This window comes from Cryobacterium sp. TMT2-15-1 (assembly GCF_004402345.1).
Lineage (GTDB): Bacteria > Actinomycetota > Actinomycetes > Actinomycetales > Microbacteriaceae > Cryobacterium > Cryobacterium sandaracinum.
Genome location: NZ_SOGD01000038.1, coordinates 62,441 through 85,232, shown reverse-complemented (window position 1 = coordinate 85,232; position 22,792 = coordinate 62,441). Strand labels below are relative to the sequence as shown.

General features: G+C 67.6%; 17 protein-coding genes. 2 read left to right on the top strand and 15 right to left on the bottom strand.

Going from position 1 to position 22,792, the window contains the following annotated elements:
* Position 1: 1 nt before the first annotated feature.
* The 14 genes from E3O62_RS10910 to E3O62_RS10840 form a co-directional block, all read right to left on the bottom strand.
* Positions 2-1,813 (bottom strand): nucleoside-diphosphate sugar epimerase/dehydratase, encoded by a 1,812-nt coding sequence (locus E3O62_RS10910; RefSeq protein ID WP_134398512.1) that lies wholly within the window; start codon positions 1,811-1,813, stop codon positions 2-4.
* Between the two features lie 20 nt (positions 1,814-1,833).
* Positions 1,834-2,757: a hypothetical protein gene (locus E3O62_RS10905; RefSeq protein ID WP_134398511.1), complete on the bottom strand. Its 924-nt coding sequence runs from the start codon at positions 2,755-2,757 to the stop codon at positions 1,834-1,836.
* Positions 2,758-2,810: 53 nt separating this feature from the next.
* Positions 2,811-3,419, bottom strand: coding sequence for a low molecular weight phosphatase family protein (locus tag E3O62_RS10900; protein ID WP_134398510.1), 609 nt, complete (start codon positions 3,417-3,419; stop codon positions 2,811-2,813).
* Positions 3,419-4,861 (bottom strand): polysaccharide biosynthesis tyrosine autokinase, encoded by a 1,443-nt coding sequence (locus E3O62_RS10895; RefSeq protein WP_134398509.1) that lies wholly within the window; start codon positions 4,859-4,861, stop codon positions 3,419-3,421. Before E3O62_RS10895 ends, E3O62_RS10900 begins: the two co-directional genes overlap by 1 nt.
* Positions 4,862-4,995: 134 nt before the next feature.
* Positions 4,996-7,284, bottom strand: coding sequence for a sensor histidine kinase (locus tag E3O62_RS10890; protein ID WP_134398508.1), 2,289 nt, complete (start codon positions 7,282-7,284; stop codon positions 4,996-4,998).
* Positions 7,281-7,934 (bottom strand): response regulator transcription factor, encoded by a 654-nt coding sequence (locus E3O62_RS10885; RefSeq protein WP_134398507.1) that lies wholly within the window; start codon positions 7,932-7,934, stop codon positions 7,281-7,283. The genes E3O62_RS10890 and E3O62_RS10885 overlap by 4 nt, the downstream gene beginning before the upstream one ends.
* A gap of 239 nt (positions 7,935-8,173) precedes the next feature.
* Complete coding sequence (locus tag E3O62_RS10880) at positions 8,174-8,803, bottom strand: thymidine kinase (RefSeq protein WP_134398506.1); 630 nt, start codon at positions 8,801-8,803, stop codon at positions 8,174-8,176.
* A 92-nt stretch (positions 8,804-8,895) separates the two neighbouring features.
* The gene (locus tag E3O62_RS10875) at positions 8,896-10,236 is read right to left on the bottom strand and encodes a hypothetical protein (protein ID WP_134398505.1); all 1,341 of its coding nucleotides are present in this window, start codon (positions 10,234-10,236) and stop codon (positions 8,896-8,898) included.
* Positions 10,233-11,642, bottom strand: a complete 1,410-nt coding sequence (locus E3O62_RS10870) for a sensor histidine kinase (RefSeq protein ID WP_134398504.1) — start codon at positions 11,640-11,642, stop codon at positions 10,233-10,235. Before E3O62_RS10870 ends, E3O62_RS10875 begins: the two co-directional genes overlap by 4 nt.
* A gap of 1,101 nt (positions 11,643-12,743) precedes the next feature.
* Positions 12,744-14,213, bottom strand: coding sequence for a malate:quinone oxidoreductase (locus E3O62_RS10860; protein WP_134398503.1), 1,470 nt, complete (start codon positions 14,211-14,213; stop codon positions 12,744-12,746).
* 99 nt (positions 14,214-14,312) lie between these two features.
* Positions 14,313-14,765, bottom strand: coding sequence for a DUF1801 domain-containing protein (locus E3O62_RS17150; protein WP_134398502.1), 453 nt, complete (start codon positions 14,763-14,765; stop codon positions 14,313-14,315).
* Entirely contained in the window at positions 14,762-17,287 is a 2,526-nt protein-coding gene (locus E3O62_RS10850; protein WP_134398501.1) for an EAL domain-containing protein, read from the bottom strand. The genes E3O62_RS17150 and E3O62_RS10850 overlap by 4 nt, the downstream gene beginning before the upstream one ends.
* A gap of 40 nt (positions 17,288-17,327) precedes the next feature.
* Positions 17,328-18,419 carry an aspartate-semialdehyde dehydrogenase gene (locus tag E3O62_RS10845; protein WP_134398500.1) on the bottom strand — a complete coding sequence of 364 codons (1,092 nt, stop codon included), beginning with the start codon at positions 18,417-18,419 and terminating at the stop codon, positions 17,328-17,330.
* Between the two features lie 265 nt (positions 18,420-18,684).
* Complete coding sequence (locus E3O62_RS10840; RefSeq protein ID WP_134395690.1) at positions 18,685-20,022, bottom strand: aspartate kinase; 1,338 nt, start codon at positions 20,020-20,022, stop codon at positions 18,685-18,687.
* Positions 20,023-20,224: 202 nt separating this feature from the next.
* Here E3O62_RS10840 and E3O62_RS10835 point away from each other — a divergent pair, with 202 nt between their 5' ends.
* Both E3O62_RS10835 and E3O62_RS10830 read left to right on the top strand, forming a co-directional pair.
* Positions 20,225-20,845 carry a TetR/AcrR family transcriptional regulator gene (locus E3O62_RS10835; RefSeq protein ID WP_134398499.1) on the top strand — a complete coding sequence of 207 codons (621 nt, stop codon included), beginning with the start codon at positions 20,225-20,227 and terminating at the stop codon, positions 20,843-20,845.
* Positions 20,846-20,896: 51 nt separating this feature from the next.
* Positions 20,897-21,874 (top strand): DUF5692 family protein, encoded by a 978-nt coding sequence (locus E3O62_RS10830; RefSeq protein WP_134398498.1) that lies wholly within the window; start codon positions 20,897-20,899, stop codon positions 21,872-21,874.
* A 315-nt stretch (positions 21,875-22,189) separates the two neighbouring features.
* On the opposite strand, the gene recR is transcribed toward E3O62_RS10830, so the two are convergent.
* Positions 22,190-22,789 carry a recombination mediator RecR gene (gene recR, locus E3O62_RS10825; protein ID WP_104099829.1) on the bottom strand — a complete coding sequence of 200 codons (600 nt, stop codon included), beginning with the start codon at positions 22,787-22,789 and terminating at the stop codon, positions 22,190-22,192.
* Positions 22,790-22,792: the final 3 nt, after the last annotated feature.

Below are 22,792 nucleotides of genomic sequence, written 5' to 3'. Positions count from 1 at the left end.
GTCATGCTGTGGCCACGGCCTTCACAGACTCAACAGGGAAATCCCCTCGTTCCACCGAGCACCGGACACTCCACACCTCTTTGTCGAGGTCTCCCGGACGGATTTGCGCAATTCTGGCGTGCGTGATTTTCGGGTGGATCGGCCGTGCATCCGTTTCGTGGTCGCCGATGAGTTCTTCGTGCAGCTTCTCCCCCGGGCGCAGGCCGGTGTAGATGATCTCGATGTCCTTGCCCGACATTCCAATCATTCGCTCGGCCACGTCCAAGATTCTAACGGGCTCGCCCATATCGAGGATGAGCACCTCGGCGGCACCACCGATGCCACCGGCCTGGATGACGAGCTGGCACGCCTCGGGAATCGTCATGAAGAACCGAGTGACATCAGGATGGGTGATCGTCAGCGGCCCCCCGGCCTCGATGAGGGTGGTGAACGTGGGCAGCATGGAGCCACGGCTGCCGATGACGTTGCCGAAACGGACCGAGAGGTAGGCGCGCTGGGATTCCTGGGCGGCCCACGCCGTGAGCTTCTCGGCAACGCGCTTGGAATGACCGAGCACACTCGTAGGGTTCGCGGCCTTGTCGGTGGAGATGTTCACAAAAGTGGTGACTCCGACCGACTGGGCTGCTTCGAGCACATTGAGTGTGCCAAGCACATTGGTCTTCCACGCCTCGTCGGGGTACTGCTCCAGCATCGGGAGGTGCTTGAGAGCAGCAGCGTGGAAAACCACCTCGGGTCGCCGCTCGGCAAAGATGGTCGTCAGTGCCTCGGCATCCCGGATATCCGCGAGCACCACATCTTTGGTGTTGAGAAGCCCGTGACCGAGGATCGAGATCTGGGTGCCCTGGAGGCCGGTCTCGTCGCGGTCGAGCATAATGAGTTCGCTGGGGCCAAACTTGGTAATCTGACGACACAGTTCGGCACCGATGGAACCGCCGGCCCCCGTCACCAGCACGCGTTTGCCCGCAAGATAGCCTGCGATCGACTCCACATGGGTGTCCACGGGGTGGCGACCGATCAGGTCTTCGATCGAGATATCGCGAAGGTCGTTGAGGCGTGACTTGCCGTTGAGTAGTTCTTCAAGGGGAGGAAGAACCAAAACCTTGAGATGCGCGGCCTTGGCGGCATCGGTAATCTCACGAAGCAAGGAGGCATCGGCTTTTGCGATGGCCACGACCAGCGCAGTCGCCCCGGTGGCTTGAGCTGCTGCGGAGAGGGAGGCGCGTGAACCGACGACGCGAACGTCATGGAGCCACAGATTGCGCTTGAGCGGATCGTCGTCGATGAGCCCCACCGGCAGGAATGGCGAGTTTCGGTCGGTGGTCATGCGCCGGGCAATCGACGCTCCCATGTAGCCGGCGCCGAAAATCAGGGCCTTCTGAATGTCCTCTTTGGGAACCACCGACCGTTCCACCAGGAGACGCTTGATGTAACGCACGCCGCCCATCAAGACGAAGGCCATGGGCAGGGCGATGAAGACCGTGCTGCGGGGAATGCCGACCACCGTGCCGGCTACGGCAACCGGGATGCCCAGGATGACGGTCGACGCGAGAACGACCCCGAGCAGCGCCCGCACCTCGGAAAAACTCCCGTAGATGTGGCGCCCCTGGTAGAGATGGTTGGCGCCGCCCGCAAGAAACTGAACCAGGCATGCAGCCGCGCACAGCGCCAGCAGCGGCCGCAGGTCAATCAGCTGGAGGTCGAACTCATAGCGAAGAATCTCGGCCGAGAACAGGGCGACAACCCAAGCTCCCGCATCGAACGCAAACTGAGTACCGAACCGCACCAGCGGCACCGACCCGTGCAGTTCCTGCATCCGGGTCGTTGCAAAGTCGCTTACTCCCATGTTGTGCCCCCATCGCTCGATCTAATCATCTCGTCCCCTGCCCACAGCCAAACAATTCCTTCGGCGCTGGCCACCGCCAGGTCGCCCGACGTGACTGCCGTCTCACGGCATCCGCTCGGGGTGAGCATTCCGTCGAGCTCTTCAGACGTCGCGAGCAACTGGGTGCCCGCGCAGCCTGCCTGATTGGTAGCCAAGATGACGTAACCGTCGTCGCTGATGGTCAGGTTGGCGGAACCTGGAAGAGCGATCCCGGGCCCGAAGGTCGCGGCACCATCGTCGGTGCGAAACAGGGTGCCGTCTGAACAGAGCACGGCCGCGGTGGAATCAGTGCGGGGTGCCAGCGCGATGACCGCCGTGCAGGGAGCAGGAAAGGTGCCGGTGGGGCTGTGTACGGCGGCCCGGTCTGTCGGATCCACGTACCAGTTCGCCCCCACGCGATCGGGGTACTCCTGCCACTGGGCGCCGGCCACGAAGGTGGTCACGCGTTGCGGCGTGCAGTCTGCTGCCGTGAGCGTCACCAGGGAGGCCTCGGACTTGCTGGTGATGTAGATGGAGAGGATGGACGACGCGTCGGTGCCGTCTGACGCGTCGAATGCTGACCAGGTTTCACCGCCGTCGGTGGTGAGCTCGGGGTTCGCGGTAGCGGCGGGGCAGTCGCCGGTGGTTGCCCGCCAGACCGTGGACGCGTCTAGAGCGGTGAGGATGCGGGTGGGGGGTGGGGAGTCGACGCTCGCGGCGGTCTCGACAGGCTCGACCACCGCCGGTGTGGTCTCGACAGGATCAACCACCGGGGCATCGACCACCGAGCCTGCGCTGTCCGAGGGTTTCGTGCCCGTGAGCGCGAAGGAGACCAGGGCTACGTCGAAAAGGAGGAATGCTGCAAGGCCGGCGATGAGCAGGCGTCGTCGGAGCACGTTGTTAGGACTCTTCCGACTCATTGATTTCGGTTTCGGGCTAACCACGGCTTTCACCGTTTCCGCTGCACCGTTGCGGCCCGATGAAACAGCGCCGTCACCACATTGACTGCGGGCACGAGCTGCTGGGCAGACTCCACGTAAACCTCGTCGCTGCGGCGATAGGGGTCAACGACGTCATCGTCATCGGCCGACACCGGCGGAGCCACGGAACCACGCTGAGAGGCGGCGAGGGCGATCAGTGTGGAGAGTCGCCCGACGACGTCGTCGAGGGGCAGCGAGGCGGCCTCGAAGAGGTCGTCGTCGGTGATGTCGGCAATGAGCCGGGTGAATTCGCGAATCGTGAATGTGTAGCGAATCGCGCGGGGCACGAGTTCGACGATGGCGCGTCGGTGCTCGCGGGACATGGCGAACACCAGATCAGCGTTCTGCACATGCTGCTCGGTGAGTACCTTTGCCACGTGCGCACTCGGGTCGCCGCCGAAGTGCCGGGAGAGGTCCGCTGCCTGCGCGGGCATGCCCTGGCCGGTGAGGCCGATAGTTCCTGCACTGGCCAGGTGAACCTGCGGCCACGACGTCAGGTCGACGCGGAGGAGCTGTTCGGCCAGCGGTGAACGGCAGATATTGCCCGAGCAGACCGTGAGAATGGAGAAGGTCTGCATTACGCGGTTCTCCGTCGGGCCTTGCGGATGCCCCCTCCTGCGGGCGCTGCGGCACCGACAGTGGCTTTCTCTTCCTCGTGAATCGTGCCGTAGCTGTACTGGCCGTAGCCGTAGGAGTCGGGCCCCCTGGTGGGCAGCATGGTGATGACCATGCCGACGAGGCGGCTCCCCGCGCGCTCCAAAGCCTTCACGGCGCTGGTCAGCTCATTGCGCTTCGTGCGCCCGGAGGCCACCACCATGATGGCGCCGCCGCAGAGCTTGCTCAGCACGGCGGCATCCGTCACCAGCAGCAGCGGCGGGGCGTCGATCAGCACCACGTCGAACTCCTCGGTGAGCGCGCCGAGCATGCGGGCCATCGCAGCGGAGCCGAGCAGTTCGCTCGGGTTCGGGGGAACGCGGCCGCTGGGCAGAACGAACAGCTTGTTCTTGCCCCACTTCTGCAGCACGTCCGCGAGTTCGGCGCGACCGATGAGCACGTCGGTGAGGCCGACGCCGCCCTCGATGCCCATGTACTCCGCCACGCGTGGCAGGCGCAGGTCGCCGTCGATCAACGCGACCCGGGCGCCGGTCTCGGCGAGGGCGATTGCGAGGTTCGCCGTCGTCGTGCTCTTTCCCTCACCGGGCACCGAACTGGTGACCACGAAGCTGCGCGGGCCACCCTCGATGTTCACGAACTGGAGGTTGGTGCGCAGGCTGCGGAATGCCTCGGCCCGCGGGTTCTTCGGGTCGGTGTGCACGACCAGGGGGCGAAGGCTCGCGCCGGGGTCGTTGGTGATGCCGCCGAGCATCGGCGAGTCGGTGACCAGCTCGATGTCGTGCAGGCTGTGGATGCGGGTGTCGAGCACGCTGCGCAGCACAGCGAGCCCGATGCCGACCGCGAGACCCACGAGAAGGCCGAGGGCGATGTTCAACGGCACGTTGGGGCTGGCCGGCGTTGTCGGCACGATCGCCGGCTGGATCGTCTCGATCTTCACGGGGCTGGCTGCGTCGCCATCGGGCTTCTCAAGGCGGTCGACGACGACCTTGCTGAAGTTCTGCCCGACGGAGTTGGCGATCTGCGCCGCGAGCTCCGGGTCGCTGTTCGTGACTGAGACGTCGATCAGAACGGTGTTGAGGGGTGACGTGGAGGTGATTGTGGAGGCAAGCTGCGCGGCGGTCAGGTCGAGGTTCAGTTGCTTGATGACCTCGTCGAGCACGATGGCACTGTTGACGACGTCGACGTACGACGTGACGGCCTGCCGGGCAAAGCTGGTTCCCTGAACCAGGTCTCCGGTCACAGCGCCGGCGGAGGCCTGTACCGCCACGTAGAGCTGGGTGTTGGCGATGTACTTCGGGGTGGTCGCGATGGCCGCACCGGCCGCGCCGGCGATTCCGAAGAGGGTGCAAGCGAGAATCAGGATCCAACTTTTATGAAAGATCCTTAGGTAGTCCTTGAGCTCCACGCGCGTTCCTCCGGTAGTACTAGGCAGAGAGGAACCGCTCGAATTGCTTTATCCCCTTGTCCATCCTTGCACATAGGGGTATTGGGCCACCCCCCATGGGGGGTGTGAAGTTCTCTCGGGTTTTAGATGGAGTGCTACACAGACGGGTGGAGGAGACCGTCGGGGGTGACCGTGAGCATCCGTGGCTCGCCGGCGTCGACCACGATCGAGGCGATCGTGGGGCGGTCGGCGGGCAGCAGACGGGCGATCAGGTGACCGTGGGTGAGGGAGTCGAGCTGGGCGGCCACGATGGCGGCCGCGGCGGCCAACTGCCGGGGCGGACGGTCGGCGCTGTCGTCGAGCAGGGTCACGTCGACGCCCCGGATGCGGGCGGCACGGGCCGCGGTGATCACCGGTTCGACGAAGAGCGAGCGGCCCCGGATGGCGTCGCGCAGGGTGGCCTCTACGAGCAGGCTTTCCGCCCGCAGGGCCGGTTCAATCTGCAGGGGGTTGATCTGCAGGGCGTCGCCTTTCAGCAAATTCGCGAGGCGCTGCAGGGTGGGCCGGGCCAGCGTGTTCACCCGGGTCAGCTCGGTCTCGCGCTCCTCGAGGGCCGCCGCCGCCGTGGCCGCCGCTGCGCCGCTGCGGGCCCGCTCCCGGTTGAGCCCGGCCAGGGTCTGGGTGGAGCGCTTCAGACCCACGGCGAACAGGGTTCCGGCGAGCAGGGTGCCGGCGTGACGGATGGCCAGGTTCACCCCGTCGAGCAGCGTCAGGCCGTTCAGCAGCGCCCAGACGATCGAGATGACCATGATCATGCCGTAGCCGTACCAGGCGAATCCGGGCCGGCCGCGCACCGCCAGCGCGACCAACATCATGGTGATAGCGCCGAGGTACCAGTGGGCGAACGGGGTCGACCCGACCGGCGGCACCGGGAATGCCGTGGCCACGGCGGACAGCCCGCCCAGCGCGAGCACCATGACGGCGTCGCGAGGCGACACCGGGTCAGGCACGACGAGGGTGAGCCAGGCGGCCGCCGCAGACACCGCCACGAACCCGAGAATCTCGTAGGGCAGGCCCCACAGGGGTTCTCCGTCGGCGAAGGCGAGAACGGCATGCACGGCAATGAATCCCACGAGGATGGACGTGGACAAGGCCTTCGGCAGGCGGGTCACGCCCTTCGACTGGGGGTCGGGTGGCGGCGGTGGGGTTGCGGGTGCCGGTGCGGCCGCGGGGGCTGCGGGCTCGGGATTCGGAGTCCAGGAGACGACGACCTCGGTGCCGACGCCGGGGCGGGAGCGCACGGCGGCGGCACCCCCGGAGAGGCACTCCATGCGGCCGATGATGCTCTGCGCGATGCCCAGGCGCTCGGCGGGCACCCGCGCGGGGTCGAAGCCGACGCCGTTGTCGTGCACGACCACCCGGATGCCGCCCTGGTAGCTGGCCACGGTGAGGGTGCGGGCCACCGGGCTCCGCACGGGCTCCTGCACGTCGGCGGCGACCGAATTGCGGAGCGCCTCGCCGACGGCACCGAGCAGGGCGGTCACGGCGAGCGCGGGCACCGTGAGGGTGCCGGGCAGGTTGGAGGTGATCTGGGCATCCGGTGCCAGCTCTTCCACCAGCTGCTCGAGGCGCCGGGTCACCTCCGGGCCGGGCATGTTCGGGTCGGGTAGCGGGGCGCGCAGGGCGTCGAGCCGCACCAGGGTGTCGGCCGCGTGCCGGCTCAGCACCGGCACCGGGGTGCCGCCGCGTCCGGCCATCAGCAGGGTCGAGATGACACTGTCGTGCACCAGGGCGTCGATGGTGAGCCGCTCGCGTTTGCGGGCGAGGCGGTCGGCGCGATCGACGAGTTGCACGCGGGCGATCGTGGCCGCCTGGTCGACCTTGCCGGCGCTGCGGCGCGCCATGGTGATCAGTCCCACGAGCATGCTCAGCAGCAGGAACGAGTAAAGGCCGTCTTCCACACCGACCAGCACCGGGTAGGGGTCAGTCGAGGTGGCCGCACGCAGCAGCCCGCTCATCGTGCAGACCAGCACCAGGTAGGCCCAGGCGGTGCGGTCGCGGGTGGTCACCGCCACGGCCATCACGGGCACACCGGTGAGGGTGATCGCCCAGGGGATGTCCGCGCCCGCCGGCAGCGGCTCCGCCCGTTCGGTCAGCCAGAACATCAGCAGCACCACGAAGAGGGCCCCCTCGGCGAGCGCGATCGGGCGCAGCACGCGCAGAGGCACCCGGCGGGAGAGCACGGCGATCAGCATCGGCAGCCCGAAGATCAGCAGCCACGCCGCCACCGACCAGGACCGCTGCGGCTCCCAGGCCTGCTCGAGCACGGCGCCCAGGCAGAGCAGACCGAAGACGAGGGCGGTGGGCCCGAGCGCGGCGTAGAGCAGGCGGGCGAGGCGCTCGGTCGAGGACTGCGGCCGGGGCGGCTGCCGCGCCTTGCTCACGGCTGGCCGGGGATGGGCAGCAGGCCGTCTTCCAGTGCCCGCTTGTAGAGGTCGATCTTGGTGTTCGCCGGGCGGCCGACCCGCTCATACTTCGAGCGCACCCGACGGATGTAGTCGATCACCGTGGCCTCGGAGAGTCCCATCCGCGAGGCCACCAGCGGTGCCTTCGCGCCCGCCGCGTAGAGCGAGAGCACCTCGCACTCGCGCACGCTCAGGCCCGCGTCGGAGAGATCCGGGTCACCGTCGAGGGCCGCAGCCCACTCGGTGGAGACGACGGTCTCCCCCGCCGCCGCCCGGGTGACGGCGTCGAGCAGCACCGCGGTCGGCTCGGACTTGCGCACCACACCCAGCACGCCGCTACGCGCCGCGGCCCGCATCAGAGAGGCGTCGTCGCCACCGGTGAACGCAAGCACCGCCGCGCCCGCGCCGCGCAGACGGTCGACGTTGCCGGTGACGGTGGACTCGTCGGAGAGCCGCAGATCCAGGATGACCAGGTCGACGGGCGTCTGCTGAACGGCGGACTCGAGCAGTTCGGTCACGGTCGCGACCGTGGCCACCACCTCGACCTCCGGGATGGTGGCGAAGAGGCCGGCGAATCCGCGGGCGACGATCTCGTGGTCATCGATCAGGGCTACTCGAAAGCGGGACATCGGCGTTCCTTGGATTCAGGGGCGGTGCCTGCCGGGGTCTCGGGCAGGGTCTGACAAATTCAGGGCAGTGGCCCCCGTTCTGGTGCCACAAGAAGTAACGGCTGGTCAGCCCGGAAAGCGGCCCCTACGTTTAGGCACGGGGAAAACCAGCCGGGGGGTTGGTGGGGCGCTCGCGAACCCGAAGTCGTTCGAGCGCCCCTTCTCACCCGAGTCTCTGTTTGCCCTGCGGGCGCGGGCGTTCATGTGGACGCGGGCCGGCTGCGGTTGTTCAGCACGCCATTGCTCTCCTCGAGGTAGCACGAGCCGCAGAGCGACTCGTAGGTCACCTCGGCACCGTCGATGGCCACCTGGTCGCCGTCGAAGACGAAAACCCCGTCGATCTGGCGCCCGTTGAACACGGCCTTGCGCCCGCACCGGCAGATCGTCTTCAGCTCCTCGAGGCTGTGCGCCACCTCGAGCAGGCGCCGACTGCCGGGAAAGGCCACCGTCTGAAAATCGGTGCGGATGCCGTAGGCCAGCACCGGAATGTTCTCGAGGATCGCGATGCGCAGCAGATCGTCAACCTGCTGCTCGGTCAGGAACTGCGCCTCGTCCACCAACAGGGAGCTCACGTCGAGGCCGGTCTCGACGAGCACCCGGGCGCGGTGCTCGTTGAAGAGGGCGTAGGCATCCGTCTCGGGGGTGAGTAGGTAGTCCACGGCCCGGGTGACGCCGAGCCGGGAGAGGATGCCCCGGTCGCCCTTGGTGTCGACCGACGGCTTGGCCAACAGCACCTGGTGGCCGCGTTCCTCATAGTTGTAGGCGGCCTGGAGCATCGAGGTGCTCTTGCCGCTGTTCATGGCTCCGTAGCGGAAATACAGTTTCGCCATTGCGTGGTCGCCCCCTCGGCTGGTCGCGCTCGTGCCGCTCTGCTGCGCTGCGTCAGGCCGCGCTGCGTGTCGTGGCGCTGCGTGCGCCTAGCTCAGCGTACTGGTGGAACTGGGCGGGGGCGCTTGTCGCCGAATTCCAGCGTCAGGCCGGGGCGACGGATGCTCACCCGCACCCACGGGAACACCACCCGCAGCACCGCCGTGTAGGAGCGCAGCAGGGCGCGCACCCGGCGCGGCGGGAGGTCGAGCGCCACCCGGATCGAGAACGTGTCGATGCCGGAGTGCCGCTGCTGGCGGTCGCTCGGCGGGTCGACCTGGGTGTCGGGCTCGGAGTCGGGCTCGGTGTCGGCCTGCACCACGAGGCTGCGCGGGTCGAAGCCGGGGGCCAGGCAGAGCATGCTGATCAGGGCCGAGGTGGCCGCACGCTGCTGCGTGCCGAAGTGCGCCGCCCGGTGCTCGGGGTCGGCCACGACAAGCAGCGGATCCTTGCCGCGCTCGAGGAGCGCCGTGCGTTCGCGGGCGATGACGGCGTCGAGCCAGGTCTCGTCGATGTGCGCCACGATCGCCCGGCGAACCCCGGCGGCGAGCTCGTTCGCGCGATTGATGTCGGCCTTGGTCACCTCGCCGCGTTCGAGCACGCCGTCGAAGAGGGGGAAGACACCGGGCTGCAGGGAGGCGAGCTGCTGCTCGACCACCTGGCGCACCACGCTGCCGCGGGATTCTTCGGTGCGACGGGCGATGGCGCGGCGGGCATCCGTCTGCCAGGCCAGCAGTTGACGCACGATGCGGCGGGAATACGCGGCGGCGGCGAGGCCGAGTGCCAGCACCTGGGTTACCGCGACGACCACGAAGACGCCCGACGGCACCCGCACCGAGCGGAACGGTTCCTGCGGCAGCGTGACCGCGGCCACGACGACGGAGGCGAGCACCGCGGCCAGCGCCAGTTCACGCCAGGGGCGGAAGGGGGCGAGGGCCACGAGCAGGAAGCCGAGGGCGATCGGGCCGAAGTCGTCTTGCACCAGGGAGTTGCTGCCCCAGCGGCCGGCCTGGTCGAGCAGGTGGGCGGCCAGGCCGAGACTGACGATCAGCAGCAGCGACGTCTGGCGCACCGGGGACCGCGACGGCCGTACGGCCGACACGAGCGCGGCGGACGCCACTGCGGCGGCGGCGAGGGCGAGCACGGCCAGGAACGGATGCCGGATCTCGTCGGCCTGCAGCACCGTGGTCACCACCGCGTAGCCGAACACGACCAGGGCAATGCCGGGCACGATCGTCCAGACCGCGAGGGCGCCGAGCGGGTCGAGGCGCTGCTGGGTGAAGGCGTGCGGCTTGGTGTGAGGCGTGGGCACGGGGGTGTGGTTCTGCTGTGCGGCTGCGGCGGCGGCCGCGGCCGCGGCGCTGCCTGATGACGAGGTTGCCTTCGTGGGTGTCACTGGGCCACCCGCTCGGGGTCTGGGGTCTCTGTGTGTTCGGGCTGTTCTGTCGGCTCGGTGTGCCCACCGGGTTCCTCGATCGCCACGGGCACGCTCAGCATCACCGAGGTGCCGGCGCCCGGCCGGGTGAGGATGCTCACCGAGCCACCCAGCCGTTCGATCCGGCGGCGCACCGCCTGGCGCAGGCCGAGACGGTCGGCGCCGGTCTCCGATTCCGTGAAGCCGCGCCCGGCATCCATCACCATCAGTGAAATGCTGCTCGGCTCGGACTCGATCACGACCTCGGCAGCGACGATGCCGGAGTGCAGGATCACGTTCACGAGGCACTGCTGCACCGCCAGGCTCAACTCGCGGTCGCTGGCCGGGCTCAGGCGGCCGAGGGCGGCGCGGTCTCCCGTGACTTCGACCACGAGGCCACGATCGCGACTGCGCTCGATGGCGGCGTAGACCGCGCTGGTGAGCCAGGAATCCGTGCCCCCGTGCGGTTCGACGCTCAGCGCATCGGCGTCGGTGAGCCAGTCGGTGCCGCGCAGGGTCTGCAGGGTGTCACGGATGCTGCCGGCCAGGTTGGCGCTGAGCGGCCCGGGATGCGCGCGGGCGAGGGCGACGAGCTGCTGGAGGGTGGTGTCCTGACCCAGGGCAAGGGTGCGCAGGTCGAGCTCGTGGCGCAGCAGGCGGGTCTGGTCCGTCTGCATGGCCCGGTGCAGGGCGATCTGAACGGACCACTCGCGGCGCACGAAGACCGTGAGCAGCAGCACACTGACGAGGAAGAGGTAGGTCGAGATGGTGAAGACGTCCGCGCCGTAGGGCACCTCGGTTTGCGCGGCGGCATACACCGTGACGGCTTCGGCCAGGACGAAGGCGGTGGTGCTCCAGAGCACGCCGGCGCGGGCGGAGACTCCGGCGCCGCCGACCATGACCAGGGCCAGCTTCGGCAGGGTGACGAGGAAGACGTTCGAGCTCGGGAACAGGTCGGGCATGCCCAGCACGGTAAGCGTGTAGAGGTAGGTGGCGACGGTGCCGGCGACGAGGTAGGCGATCGTCAGGGCGACGGTGCGGCGCAGGGAGAGGGCGATCAGCACGGCGGCCATGAGGAGGAGGGCGACGATGGTGGCGAGGGTTTCGGTGGGTGCGGTGGCGAGCGTGGTGGCGGCGGTTTCGCTTGTGGCTGCGGTTGTGGCTGCGGTTGTGGCTGCGGTTGTGGCTGCGGTTGTGGCTGTTGTGGCGGTTGTGGCGGTTGTGGCGGTTGTGGCGGTTGTGGCGGTTGTGGCGGTTGTGGACAAGCTGAGGAGGATGATGGCGGCGAGGGAGGCGGCCAGGCAGGTCAGCGCAAACCAGTGTGCGGCCCGCGCGAGGGCATGGCTGAGGGCCCTCTTGACCAGGTGGTCCGGGAGTCCAAGCGTCATGGCAACCCTCTCTGTTCGGTTGATTCTCTCATTCCGCGGGGGCGCTTCCGCGCTGCCCCGGGTAATCCGCTTCGCCCAGATCGAATTCGACGGAGATTGTGCGCAATAACGTGGCCACGGGGCCCTTTTGCGCAATCATCGTGCAAGATATCCGTCGAATTCGTTCGGCTGGGGTCGCGCGGGGCGGCGAGGCATCCGTCGCCTGCGGACGGGTGGCGCTGCGGCTCCGGCGGCTCCGGCGGCTCCGGCGGCTCCGGCGGCTCCGGCGGCTCCGGCGGCTCCGGCGGCTCCGGCGCTAGCCTCCCTGCCATTCCCCGCGCCCCTCCATGCCTTCCCTGCCATCCCCCCGCGCCCGGGTGTGGCTAACTCAGGAGATCCCAGCCGCCGGCCACGGCGCGTGCACGGATCAGTGCCGGAGTCGCCGCGACTCGGTTACGTCCCCGCCCGGATCTCCTGAGTTGGCCACCAGTACCCGCCTCTTCCCACCCCCGGACACGCATAGCTCCTGCAATTTGGCCAAAATAGGTCCATTTCGGCCCGCCTTGAGCCTCTTTGACCCGCTACTGAGAAACTTCAGGAGTTATGCAGAGCACGGCTCGGGTACGGGCCCGCAGCGACGGCAAAAAATGCCGCGGCACCGGTTCAGGGGCCTCCCCACACCGGTATCGGCCCTCCTGGAGCGGGAGCAGGGTGCAGCGACCACGGTCACCGGCATCGGCATCGGCATCGGCATCGGCATCGGATGTGGCTAACTCAGGAGATCCCAGCCGGCGGCCCGACCGCGGGCGCGAAGCACTGCCGAAGTAGTCGACACTCGGCCGCGACTCGGGCGGGATCTCCTGAGTTAGCCCCACCACGGGCCGGGTGTCGAGGCTCTGGGGCGAGCCGGCGACGGGCGTGACGGATGCGGCGGCGCGGCATCCGTTCGGAGCAGCAGTGTGAGCTAACTTCGGAGAAATTCGCGACACGCCGGTTGACGCGCCCGCCAGGACGGCGTGTTGCGAAAAACTCCGAAGTTACGGGCAGAGAACAGGCACCCGCAGCCCACGGGCACGGGCACGGGCAACCCCCGCACCCCGGGCAACCCCCGCCCACAACCTCCTATGCGGTCAGGTTCAGCACGGCCGCGGTCGCGGCGAGCGACGCGGCGGCAACAGCCGGGTCGTCGGAGAGCTTCGTGCCGAGGCTCGGGATCATCTCGCGCAGCTTGGGTTCCCAGGCCGGGTACTGCTCGGGGAAGCAGCGCTTGATCAGGTCCACCATGATCGGGGCCGCGGTCGAGGCTCCCGGGGAGGCGCCGAGCAGCCCCGCGATGGTGCCGTCGGCCGAGGTGATGACCTCGGTGCCGAACTGCAGCACGCCGCCCTGCTCCGGATCCTTCTTCATGACCTGCACGCGCTGTCCGGCGGTGATGAGTTCCCAGTCGCCGAGCTTCGCGGTCGGGATGAACTCCTGCAGCGCCTTGAGCTTCGTCTTCTTTGAGGCGAACACCTCGCCGATCAGGTACTTCATCAGGCCGAAGTTGTGCGCGGCCACAGCCAGCATCGGCCCGATGTTGTGCACCCGGATCGAGAACGGCAGGTCGAGCCAACTGCTCGACTTGAGGAACTTGGGGGTGAAGCCGGCGTACGGTCCGAACAGAAGCGAGGTCTCTCCCTCGACGACGCGGGTGTCGAGGTGCGGCACCGACATGGGTGGAGCACCCTTCGCCGCCTTGCCGTAGACCTTCGCGTGGTGCTGGGCGACGAGCTTCGGGTTCGTGGTGCGCAGGAACTGACCGCTGATCGGGAACCCGCCGAAGCCCTTGATCTCGGGGATGCCGCTCTGCTGCAGCAGCGCCAGGGCGCCGCCGCCCGCACCGACGAAGACGAACCGGGCGTTGACGACGCTCGGGTGGTTGCCGACCAGGCGGCGCAGGTTGAGCTTCCACGAGCCATCCGTGAGCTGTTTCACACCGGTGACCTGCTGGTTCGTGTGCACGCCCACGCCCTCGGCGGCGAGGTTCGCGAAAAGGTAGCGGGTGAGGGCGCCGAAGTCCACGTCGGTGCCGGACACGATTCGCGTCGCAGCGATCTTCTGGTTCTTCGGGCGCTTCTGGGTGAGGAGCGGGGTCCAGGTGCCGATCACGGCCGGATCCTCGCTGTATTCCATGCCCGCGAAGAGGGGTTCGCCCTGGAGTACCGCGAACCGCTTGCGCAGGTATTCGACGCTGCTCTTGCCGTGCACGAAAGTCATGTGCGGGGTGGAGTTGATGAAGTTGGTGGGCTCGGGCAGCACGCCCGTCTCGACCAGGTGCGCCCACAGCTGGCGGCTGATCTGGAACTGCTCGTTGATCGCCACGGCCTTGGCCGCGGTCACCGAGCCGTCCTTCGATTCGGGCATGTAGTTCAGCTCGCACAGAGCCGCATGGCCGGTGCCCGCGTTGTTCCACGGGTTGGAGCTTTCCTGAGCGACTTCCCCCAATCGCTCGTAAACCTCGATGCTCCAGTCGGGCTGCAACTGCTTGATCAAGGTACCGAGGGTGGCGCTCATGATGCCGCCACCAATAAGAACGACATCAATCTTCGCCATTGGATTCACCCTTCCACCATATCGGTGGCAACGGATGCCTCCCGCCGGAACGCAGGCACATCAGGTCACGGTTGGCTCGGCAACGAGCTCAAAAGCGGCTCAACCGCGACTCTTCACGAGCTCGTAGTTGGCGATGAAGTCGTCGACGGACACGCTCGCGACCTCGCGCACGATCAGGTCGAGATCGAGGTCGGCCAGCGTCTTGAACCGCACGCAGCTGTTGCCCATGTTCAGCGTGCGTCCGGTGGCGTCCCATCGGGAGCGGAACGCGGCATCCTTCTCGGGAAAGCTGGAGAGGCCCATCAGGTAGAGCGAATTGTAGTGCTTCTGCGCGGCCAGGCTCACATAGACGAGCGGCTGTTTGTTGTCGGTGTTCGGCAACAGCTCCACCGGAACCGCCCAGCCAAGCATGCCGCCGTAGATGCCGAGCCGATACCCCGCGGGCATGGCATCGCGCACGACGTCGAGCACCGGGTAGATCACCGCCCGACGCTCGGGTTCGAGGTCGAAAACGATCGTCTCCACCTCGAACGGAACCGGTTCTGTGCTCATGAAGCAAGCGTAATGCCGAGCCTCGGCACGACCGCACGGGCGCCGTGCAACTCCAGCCGCGACAGGGTCTTCTCAAAGCTCTCCGGCACGCCGTAATGGAACCCCTGCGCGCTACGGATGCCCAGCGCACTCAGGTGGTTCGCCATCGCATCGTTCTCCACACCCTCGACGATCATCGAGTACTCGAGGTTGTCACCGAAACCCTGCAGGGCGGTGAGCACCTCCCGCTGGCGGATGTCGTCGAGGTCATCGACCAGGCTGCGGTCGATTTTGAGGATGTCCATGGGCATCCGCACCAGGGCGTCGACCGACGAATCCTGGGAACCGTAGTCGTCGAGCGCGATCATCATGCCGAGGTCGCGCAGGCGGTCGGCCTGGGCACGGATGGCGGGGGTGACCTTGGTCATCGACCGCTCGTTGAGCTCGAGGCAGAGCGAGATGCCGGGGTAGCGGTCGGCGAGCTCCTCGATGTAGTTGCCCACACGCTCGGGCAGGATCTGCCCGGCCTCGACGTTGATGGTCATGCACACCACGCGCGGCTCGACCAGCCGGAAGTCCGCGGCGGCGGCCATGGCCTTCACGGCCACCTGTCGGGTCATCGCGTCGAGCCGGCCGAGGCCCTTCGCCTTCTCGACGATCGACGGTGGCGATAGCGGGCCGAGGTCCGGGTCGGTGTACCGCACGAGGGCTTCGAACGCCCAGATCTGCCCGGTGACGAGGCTGACGATGGGCTGGAAGGCCAGCTCCAGCAGGTCCTCGTCGATGGCGTGGGCGATGATGTCGTTCATCTGCGAGGAGCGGTGGCTCGAGATGTTGAGGCTGCTCTCCTTCGACGGGCCGCCGCGCCGCCGGGACTTCTTGATCGCGAGCATCGACCGGTCGGCATCCTGGACCAGCTGGTTGACGTCGGTTTCTCGGTGCGCCGAGTAGGCCAGGCCCACGCTGATGATCGGGCTGTGGGTCGTCTGGCCGATGAGCATCGGCTCCCCGGAGACCACCAGGATGCGCTCGGCGATGGACTTCGCCTCGGCCAGCGACGCCAGGTGAGTGAGGATGATCACGAACTCGTCGCCGCCGACCCGGGCGACCACGTCATTCGGGCGCACCACGGCGCTCAGCCGACGCCCGAGCTCGCGCAGCACCTCATCGCCGGTCTGGTGGCCGAACCGGTCGTTCAGTCGTTTGAACTCGTCGAGGTCGATGAACAGCACGGCCAGGGCTTCGGAGTAGTCCCGGTGGTCGTTGATGTTCGCCAGGGCCTCCTGGAACGCGCCGTAGTTGGGCAGGCTCGTGAGCGGATCGGTGTTGGCGCGCAGGGTGAGGCCGGCGATGTTGCGGCGGGCCCGCACGACCATCTCGGCGGTCGTGGCCAGGGCCTGGAGGGCGCGGCGGTCGTTGCCGGTGAAGGCGCCGTCCATGGCGTCGCGCCGGGCCACGATGTACTGGTCCGGCCCGATGGCGCCGGCCAGCGGCAGCAGCATGCTGATCTCGCCGGGCTGCGCGGGCTCGCTGCGCACGATGACGGATTCGGCACCGATCGCATCCGCCACCACGCGGCGCAGCAGGTCGGTGACGGCCGCCGGGGAGCCGGGCTCGGGGTCCGGGGCGGCGGCGTCGGCACTCATGACGGGGCAGGTGTTGTCGGCGGCGCTCGTGATGGCGGTAGCGCTCGTGGCGCCGATGTCCGTGGTGGCTGGGCTCGTGGGGTTGACCCGCCCGGAGGGCTCGGTGCCCGGGTCGGCGGCCAGCGCGCTCGTGGCGGCGACCATGCCGGCCAACCGGTGGCGCATGACCGCCATCACCGTGAAGACCTTGACCACGGAGGCGACGATCATCAGGGCGAACAGCACGATAACGGCATCGAGCGTGTTGGTGACCTCCACCAGGAACGGCAGCCCCACGACACTCCAGTGCGCGGCCGTCACCGTGACCACGGCGGTTCCGACCAGCACCAGCAGAACCCGCAACGGCGACAGGGGGCGCCCGCCGCTGCGCCGACCGAGCGGGCCGGCGACAAAGCGCTGGCGCAGCGCCTCGGTCGCGATGATGAAGAAGACATAGCCCACGGATGCCGCGGCCACGCCCGCCAGAATCGGCAGTCCGCCCGCGCCGAACCAGGTGAACAGGCCAATGGCGACGAGGGCGCCGGCACCCTGCAGGCCGGCGCTGTAGAGCGCGACGGATGCCCGCCCGGACTCGATCAGGATGGCCAGCAGAACGCCGAGCGCGATCAGCCCGGCCGAGACCGGCAGGGAGAGGGTCGAAGCCAGCGCCGGCAGCGCCAGGACGGGGAGGCTGATCATCGGGCTGCGGTGCGCCACGGCGCCCACGCGCACCCAGGTGAGTTCGAGGGTGGCCGCGCAGACCACGCCGACCCCGGCGATCAGCCAGCTGTCTGAGGGGTCATTCAGGAGCAGCACGAATGACGTGGCAATGAGAGCGAGGCCGACGCTGGCGAACACGAGGAAAGCCAGGCGTTTAACGCCTCTGGAGTTCCGAATCTCGCCCACGAAGTCTGACACTAGCGGAGTGTGCGGCCGGTCATACACCACCACGCTGAGGTCAGCGGGCGAGCAGGTCCGCGGCGACGAGTTCCGCAATCTGCACGGCGTTGAGGGCCGCACCCTTACGAAGGTTGTCGCTGGTGATGAACAGGGCCAATCCACGCCCGTTCGGCACGCCGCGGTCCTGACGCACGCGGCCGACGAAGCTCGGGTCCTGGCCGGCCGCTTCGAGGGGTGTGGGGACATCCGTCACGACCACGCCCGGGGCGGTGGCGAGCAATTCGAGGGCGCGGGCGACGGTCAACGGGTTGGCGAACTCGGCGTTGATCGAGAGGGCGTGGCCGGTGAAGACGGGCACGCGCACGCAGGTGCCGGAGACGAGCAGATCGGGCAGCTCGAGGATCTTGCGGCTCTCGTTGCGGAGCTTCTTCTCCTCGTCGGTCTCGAATTCGCCGTCGTCGACGATGGAACCGGCCAGCGGGATCACGTCGAACGCGATCGGGCGGGCGTAGACGATGGGTGCCGGCATGGGCACAGCGGACCCGTCGTGCACCAGCTGGAGCAGGTTGTCGCTCAGCGCGGCGGCGCGCACCTGGCTGGCGAGCTCGCGGGCGCCGGCCAGGCCGCTGCCGGAGACCGCCTGGTAGGTACTGACGATCAGGCGCTCGAGGCCGGCCTCGTCGTGCAGCACCTTCAGCACGGGCATGGCCGCCATGGTGGTGCAGTTCGGGTTCGCGATGATGCCCTTGGTGGCGAGCTTGATGGCTTCGGGGTTGACCTCGCTGACGACCAGCGGCACGTCGGGGTCCATCCGCCAGCCGGAGGAGTTGTCGATCACGGTGACGCCGGCCGCCGCGAACCGGGGAGCCTGAATTTTCGAGAGCGTCGCGCCGGCGGAGAAGATGGCCACGTCGAGTCCGCTGGGGTCGGCGGTGGCGGCGTCTTCGACGACGATCTTCTCGCCCTTGAAGTGCAGCACGGAGCCGGCGGACCGGGACGACGCGAAGAAACGGATGCCTCCGACCGGGAAGTCCCGTTCCTCGAGCAGGCTGCGCACGACGGCGCCGACCTGGCCGGTGGCCCCGACGACGCCGATCTGGATTCCTGTGGTGCTGGTTGCTGCGGTGCTGGTTGCTGCGGTGCTGTTCACTGTGTTTCCTCCGCTGGATGCCGTGGCTGCTGGTGCTGGTGGTCTCGCTCTCGCGCGTGCCCTTGCTCGTGCCCCTGCCCTTGCCCCTGTGGCTAACTCAGGAGATTCTCGCGATTTGGCCCGAATTCCGGCCGGATCGCGCCTGTGTGCTCTGATTCTCCTGAATTAGCCCCAGGGAAACCGGTTGAACGGGGTCAGGGTGGGGTGGGTCAGGGTGGGGTGAGTCGGGGTGGGGGCCGAGCCCGGCTGGGCCGACGGGCGCCGGCTAGCGGCCGGTGCCGCCGTGCACGACGGCGTCGTTGGTGGAGTCCAGGCCGAATGCGGTGTGCACGACCCGCAGCGCCTGGTTGATGGTGTCGGCGCGGGTGACCACGGAGATGCGGATCTCGCTGGTCGAGATCATTTCAATGTTGATCCCGGCCTCGAACAGCGCCTCGAACAACTTCGCGGACACGCCCGTGTTGGTGCGCATGCCGGCGCCGACGAGCGCGAGCTTGCCGATCTGGTCGTCATACTGCAGACCGGCGAACCCGACGTTGGCCTGCTCGTTGCTCAGCGCGGTCAGCACCTGCTGGCCCTCCGATTTGGGCAGGGTGAAGGAAATGTCGGTCAGTCCCGTGGACGCGGCCGAGACGTTCTGCACGATCATGTCGACGTTCGCGTTGGTCTTCGCGACGATTTTGAAGATCTGCGCGGCTTTGCCCGGAATGTCGGGAACGCCGACGACCGTGACCTTGGCTTCGCTCAGGTCGGCGGCGACCCCGGCGATGATTGGCTCTTCCACTATCTCTCCATTCGCGGATGCGTTATTGGGATGTGTGCGCTCGGTGGCCGACGAATTCGGGATCGCGACATGCGGGCTCGTGGTATCGGGGTTGTAGACGATGGTTCCCACGTTGTTGTTGAACGAGGACCGCACATGCAGCGTCACACCGTGCCGACGCGCATATTCCACCGCCCGAATATAGAGGACCTTCGCCCCCGCGGCGGCGAGTTCGAGCATTTCCTCGCTGGAGATGCGGTCGAGTTTGTGCGCGCGCGGAACGACGCGCGGGTCGGCGGTGAAGACGCCGTCGACATCCGTGTAGATTTCGCAAATATCGGCGTTGAGCGCGGCGGCCAGCGCGACGGCGGTCGTGTCGGAGCCGCCGCGGCCGAGCGTGGTGATGTCTTTGGTGTCGCGATTGAAGCCCTGGAAGCCGGCGACAATCGCCACGGCACCATCGTCGAGGGCATCGCGGATGCGCCCGGGAGTCACGTCGACGATGCGGGCGGCGCCATGTTGGGCATCCGTGATCATGCCGGCCTGACTGCCGGTGAAGGAGCGAGCGTCGTAGCCCATGCTCTTGATCGCCATGGCGAGCAGCGCCATCGAGATGCGCTCGCCCGCGGTGAGGAGCATGTCGAGCTCGCGCGGCGCGGGGATCGGGGTGACCTGATGCGCAAGGTCGAGCAACTCGTCGGTGGAGTCTCCCATCGCGGAGACGGCGACGACGACCTCGTTGCCCGCTTTGCGGGTGTCGACGATGCGTTTGGCCACACGTTTGATGCTTTCGGCGTCGGCGACGGATGATCCGCCGAACTTCTGCACGATCAAGCTCACGTGGCACTCCAAGGGTTCGGGTACGCGGGCACAGGCAAGCTCCCATCATAAATGCTGTTGTATTCGACAGCGGCCATGTGACGGTGTGCGGCAACCATTGACACCCCGTCATTGACACTATGTCAATCACGGTCGTAGGATCGGGGCAGAAGGCGGATCCCGCCCCGCCACGCGGTTCAACCCAGTTGCCGAGGAGGCTCCGATGCCCGACGAGTTCACATCGAAAGCGCCGGTGCCGGTGCGCCAGAGCAAGCAGCCGGACGAGCGCCGGGACGACATTCTGCGTGCCGCCCGGGAACTGGTCGCCGAGCGCGGCGTGGCCCGCGTGAAGATCACCGACATCGCCGCCCGGGTCGGCGTCACCCGCGGCCTGATCTACCACTACTTCCCGGACAAAGACGCGATCATCGACCTCATCTGCGAGGACCACATCGCGGAGTTCGTGACCGACCTCAACCTCTGGGACGCCGCCCGCATCCCCGGCGACATCGACCGCGCGCTGGTCGACTGCGTGGCACTGTTCCGTCACCACCTGCATCGCACCGACCTCTTCCGCGAGGAGCTCGGCCGCACCGAGTACGCGGGGCTCTACAACGAGTTCGTCGACCGGGCCGTCAAGGCCGTCGTCGACCGGCTGCAGGTCACCACCGTCGAGGCCTACGCGCGGCGGCACAAGATCCGGATCGACAACGTCTCCGAGGTGTTCTCTGTGCTGGTGTTCGGGCTGATCGGGCTCGTGCGTTCCAAGCCCACCGTCTCGGACGATGTGCTCGTGGCGATTGTGCGCCAGACGCTCCACCTCGACCACAACGCGCCGGCCTAAGACTTTTCCTGCAGCACCACTTTTTCACCCAGTACAAAGGAGTATCTGCATATGTTCCTATTCGACACCATTCCGTGGTCGTCGACCCTGATGTGGGTCGCGGTCGTCGCGGGGCTGATGATCGCCAACGAGGTCGCACGGTCGAGCAAATGGGCGTCGCTGGCACTGTTTATCGCGCTGCCGGTGGCGCTGACGATCTTCGTGTGGCCCACCACCGCGGGCGCCGGGTCCAGCACGGGCACCTGGTTCCATTGGGTCAAGGTCTACTCGGCACTCGCCGGATGCCTGGGCTTCATGGCCATCCGTTTCATTCCGCGTCTGGCCAAGAACCGGTACGCGCTGATGTTCCCCGCGTTCATTCTGGCACTCAACATCTTCGAGGCCGTGATTCGCGACTTCCAGGTCTACGGGCTGAACGGGATGGTCGACGGAGTCTTCATGGTGGGCGGGCCGTGGAACATCATGAACGGTATCGCCGGGCTGCTGAACCTGCTCACGATCTGCGGCTGGGCCGGGATCATCATCAGCCGCGGCCCCAAGAAAGACATGATTTGGCCGGACATGCTGTGGTTCTGGATCATCGCCTACGACCTCTGGAACTTCGCCTACGTCTACAACGCGGTCGGCGACCACTCGTTCTACGCCGGCGCGGCGCTGCTCGTGTCGTGCACGATCCCCGCCTTCTTCATCAAGCGCGGCGCCTGGCTGCAGCACCGCGCGCAGACCCTGGCGTTCTGGATGATGTTCACCATGGCCTTCCCGACCTTCGTGTCGAGCTCGCAGTTCGCAGTGAAGTCGTCGCACGACCCGGTCGCCCTGTTCTGGGTGAGCGCCGTGGCCCTCGCGGCCAACATCGCCGTGGTGGTCTACCAGATCTACACGATCGTGAAGAGACGCCGCAACCCGCTCACCGACGAGCTGTTCACGCACCTGCCCGCGTACCGCACGGTGCTCGAAGCGAACAAGCCGCTGGTGCCGGCGGCTGCTGCTCCGGCCGCGGCCGCGCGGGCGACCGCCAGCGCGAAATAGAACGCCGTAACTGCGGAGAATTTCGCGACACGCGGCATCCGTCGCCTGGCCACGCGGCGGGTCTCGAAATTCACCGCAGTCAGCGTTGCCCGCGAATTAGCGGGGCAACGGATGCCACGGGCCGGGTCTTCCCCCTCCCCCTGGCCCGTCTGTCGTCCGGGCGGGCGGTTCAGTCCGGCGAGGTCGGTGGCGGATGCGGTCTCCCTGGCCACTCCTGGCCTCAACTGTTGCCCGAGCGGACAACTGTTGCCGGCACACCGGGCAGAGTTGTCCGCTGCGGCAACACTTGCGGCAGCGGGCGGGCGGCGCGGGGGGCTAGTTCGTGACGGTACGGCGGCCCTCGAAGGCCCGCCCGAGGGTGACCTCGTCGGCGTACTCGAGGTCGCCGCCGACCGGCAGCCCTGACGCGAGCCGGGAGACCTTGATCTCGAGGGTGGTCAGCAGGCGCGACAGGTAGGTCGCGGTCGCCTCCCCCTCGAGGTTCGGGTCGGTGGCGATGATGACCTCCTGCACCGTGTTGTCGGCAAGGCGCTGCATCAGCTGACGGATGCGCAGGTCGTCCGGTCCGACGCCGTCGATGGGGCTGATCGCCCCGCCGAGCACGTGGTAGAGCCCCTTGAATTCGCGGGTGCGCTCGATCGCGACGACGTCCTTGGCCTCTTCCACCACGCAGATCATCGCCGGATTGCGGCGCGGATCACGGCAGATCATGCAGGTCTTCTGCTCGGACACGTTGCCGCAGATGTCGCAGAACTTCACCTTGTCGCGCACCTCGAGCAGTACGTTGGCGAGCCGGGTCACGTCGAACTGCTCGGTCTGCAAGATGTGGAACGCGATCCTCTGCGCGGACTTGGGCCCGATTCCGGGCAGTGTGCCGAGCTCGTCGATCAGTTCCTGAACGATGCCTTCGTACATGGT

Excerpts from the sequence above, each read along its gene's own strand:
- E3O62_RS10885 (WP_134398507.1), bottom strand. The coding sequence starts at position 7,934 with ATGTCCCGCTTTCGAGTAGCCCTGATCGATGACCACGAGATCGTCGCC.
- E3O62_RS10830 (WP_134398498.1), top strand. The coding sequence starts at position 20,897 with ATGTTCCTATTCGACACCATTCCGTGGTCGTCGACCCTGATGTGGGTC.
- E3O62_RS10880 (WP_134398506.1), bottom strand. The coding sequence starts at position 8,803 with ATGGCGAAACTGTATTTCCGCTACGGAGCCATGAACAGCGGCAAGAGC.
- recR (WP_104099829.1), bottom strand. The coding sequence starts at position 22,789 with ATGTACGAAGGCATCGTTCAGGAACTGATCGACGAGCTCGGCACACTG.
- E3O62_RS17150 (WP_134398502.1), bottom strand. The coding sequence starts at position 14,765 with ATGAGCACAGAACCGGTTCCGTTCGAGGTGGAGACGATCGTTTTCGAC.
- E3O62_RS10910 (WP_134398512.1), bottom strand. The coding sequence starts at position 1,813 with ATGCAGGAACTGCACGGGTCGGTGCCGCTGGTGCGGTTCGGTACTCAG.
- E3O62_RS10835 (WP_134398499.1), top strand. The coding sequence starts at position 20,225 with ATGCCCGACGAGTTCACATCGAAAGCGCCGGTGCCGGTGCGCCAGAGC.
- E3O62_RS10900 (WP_134398510.1), bottom strand. The coding sequence starts at position 3,419 with ATGCAGACCTTCTCCATTCTCACGGTCTGCTCGGGCAATATCTGCCGT.
- E3O62_RS10870 (WP_134398504.1), bottom strand. The coding sequence starts at position 11,642 with ATGACGCTTGGACTCCCGGACCACCTGGTCAAGAGGGCCCTCAGCCAT.
- E3O62_RS10860 (WP_134398503.1), bottom strand. The coding sequence starts at position 14,213 with ATGGCGAAGATTGATGTCGTTCTTATTGGTGGCGGCATCATGAGCGCC.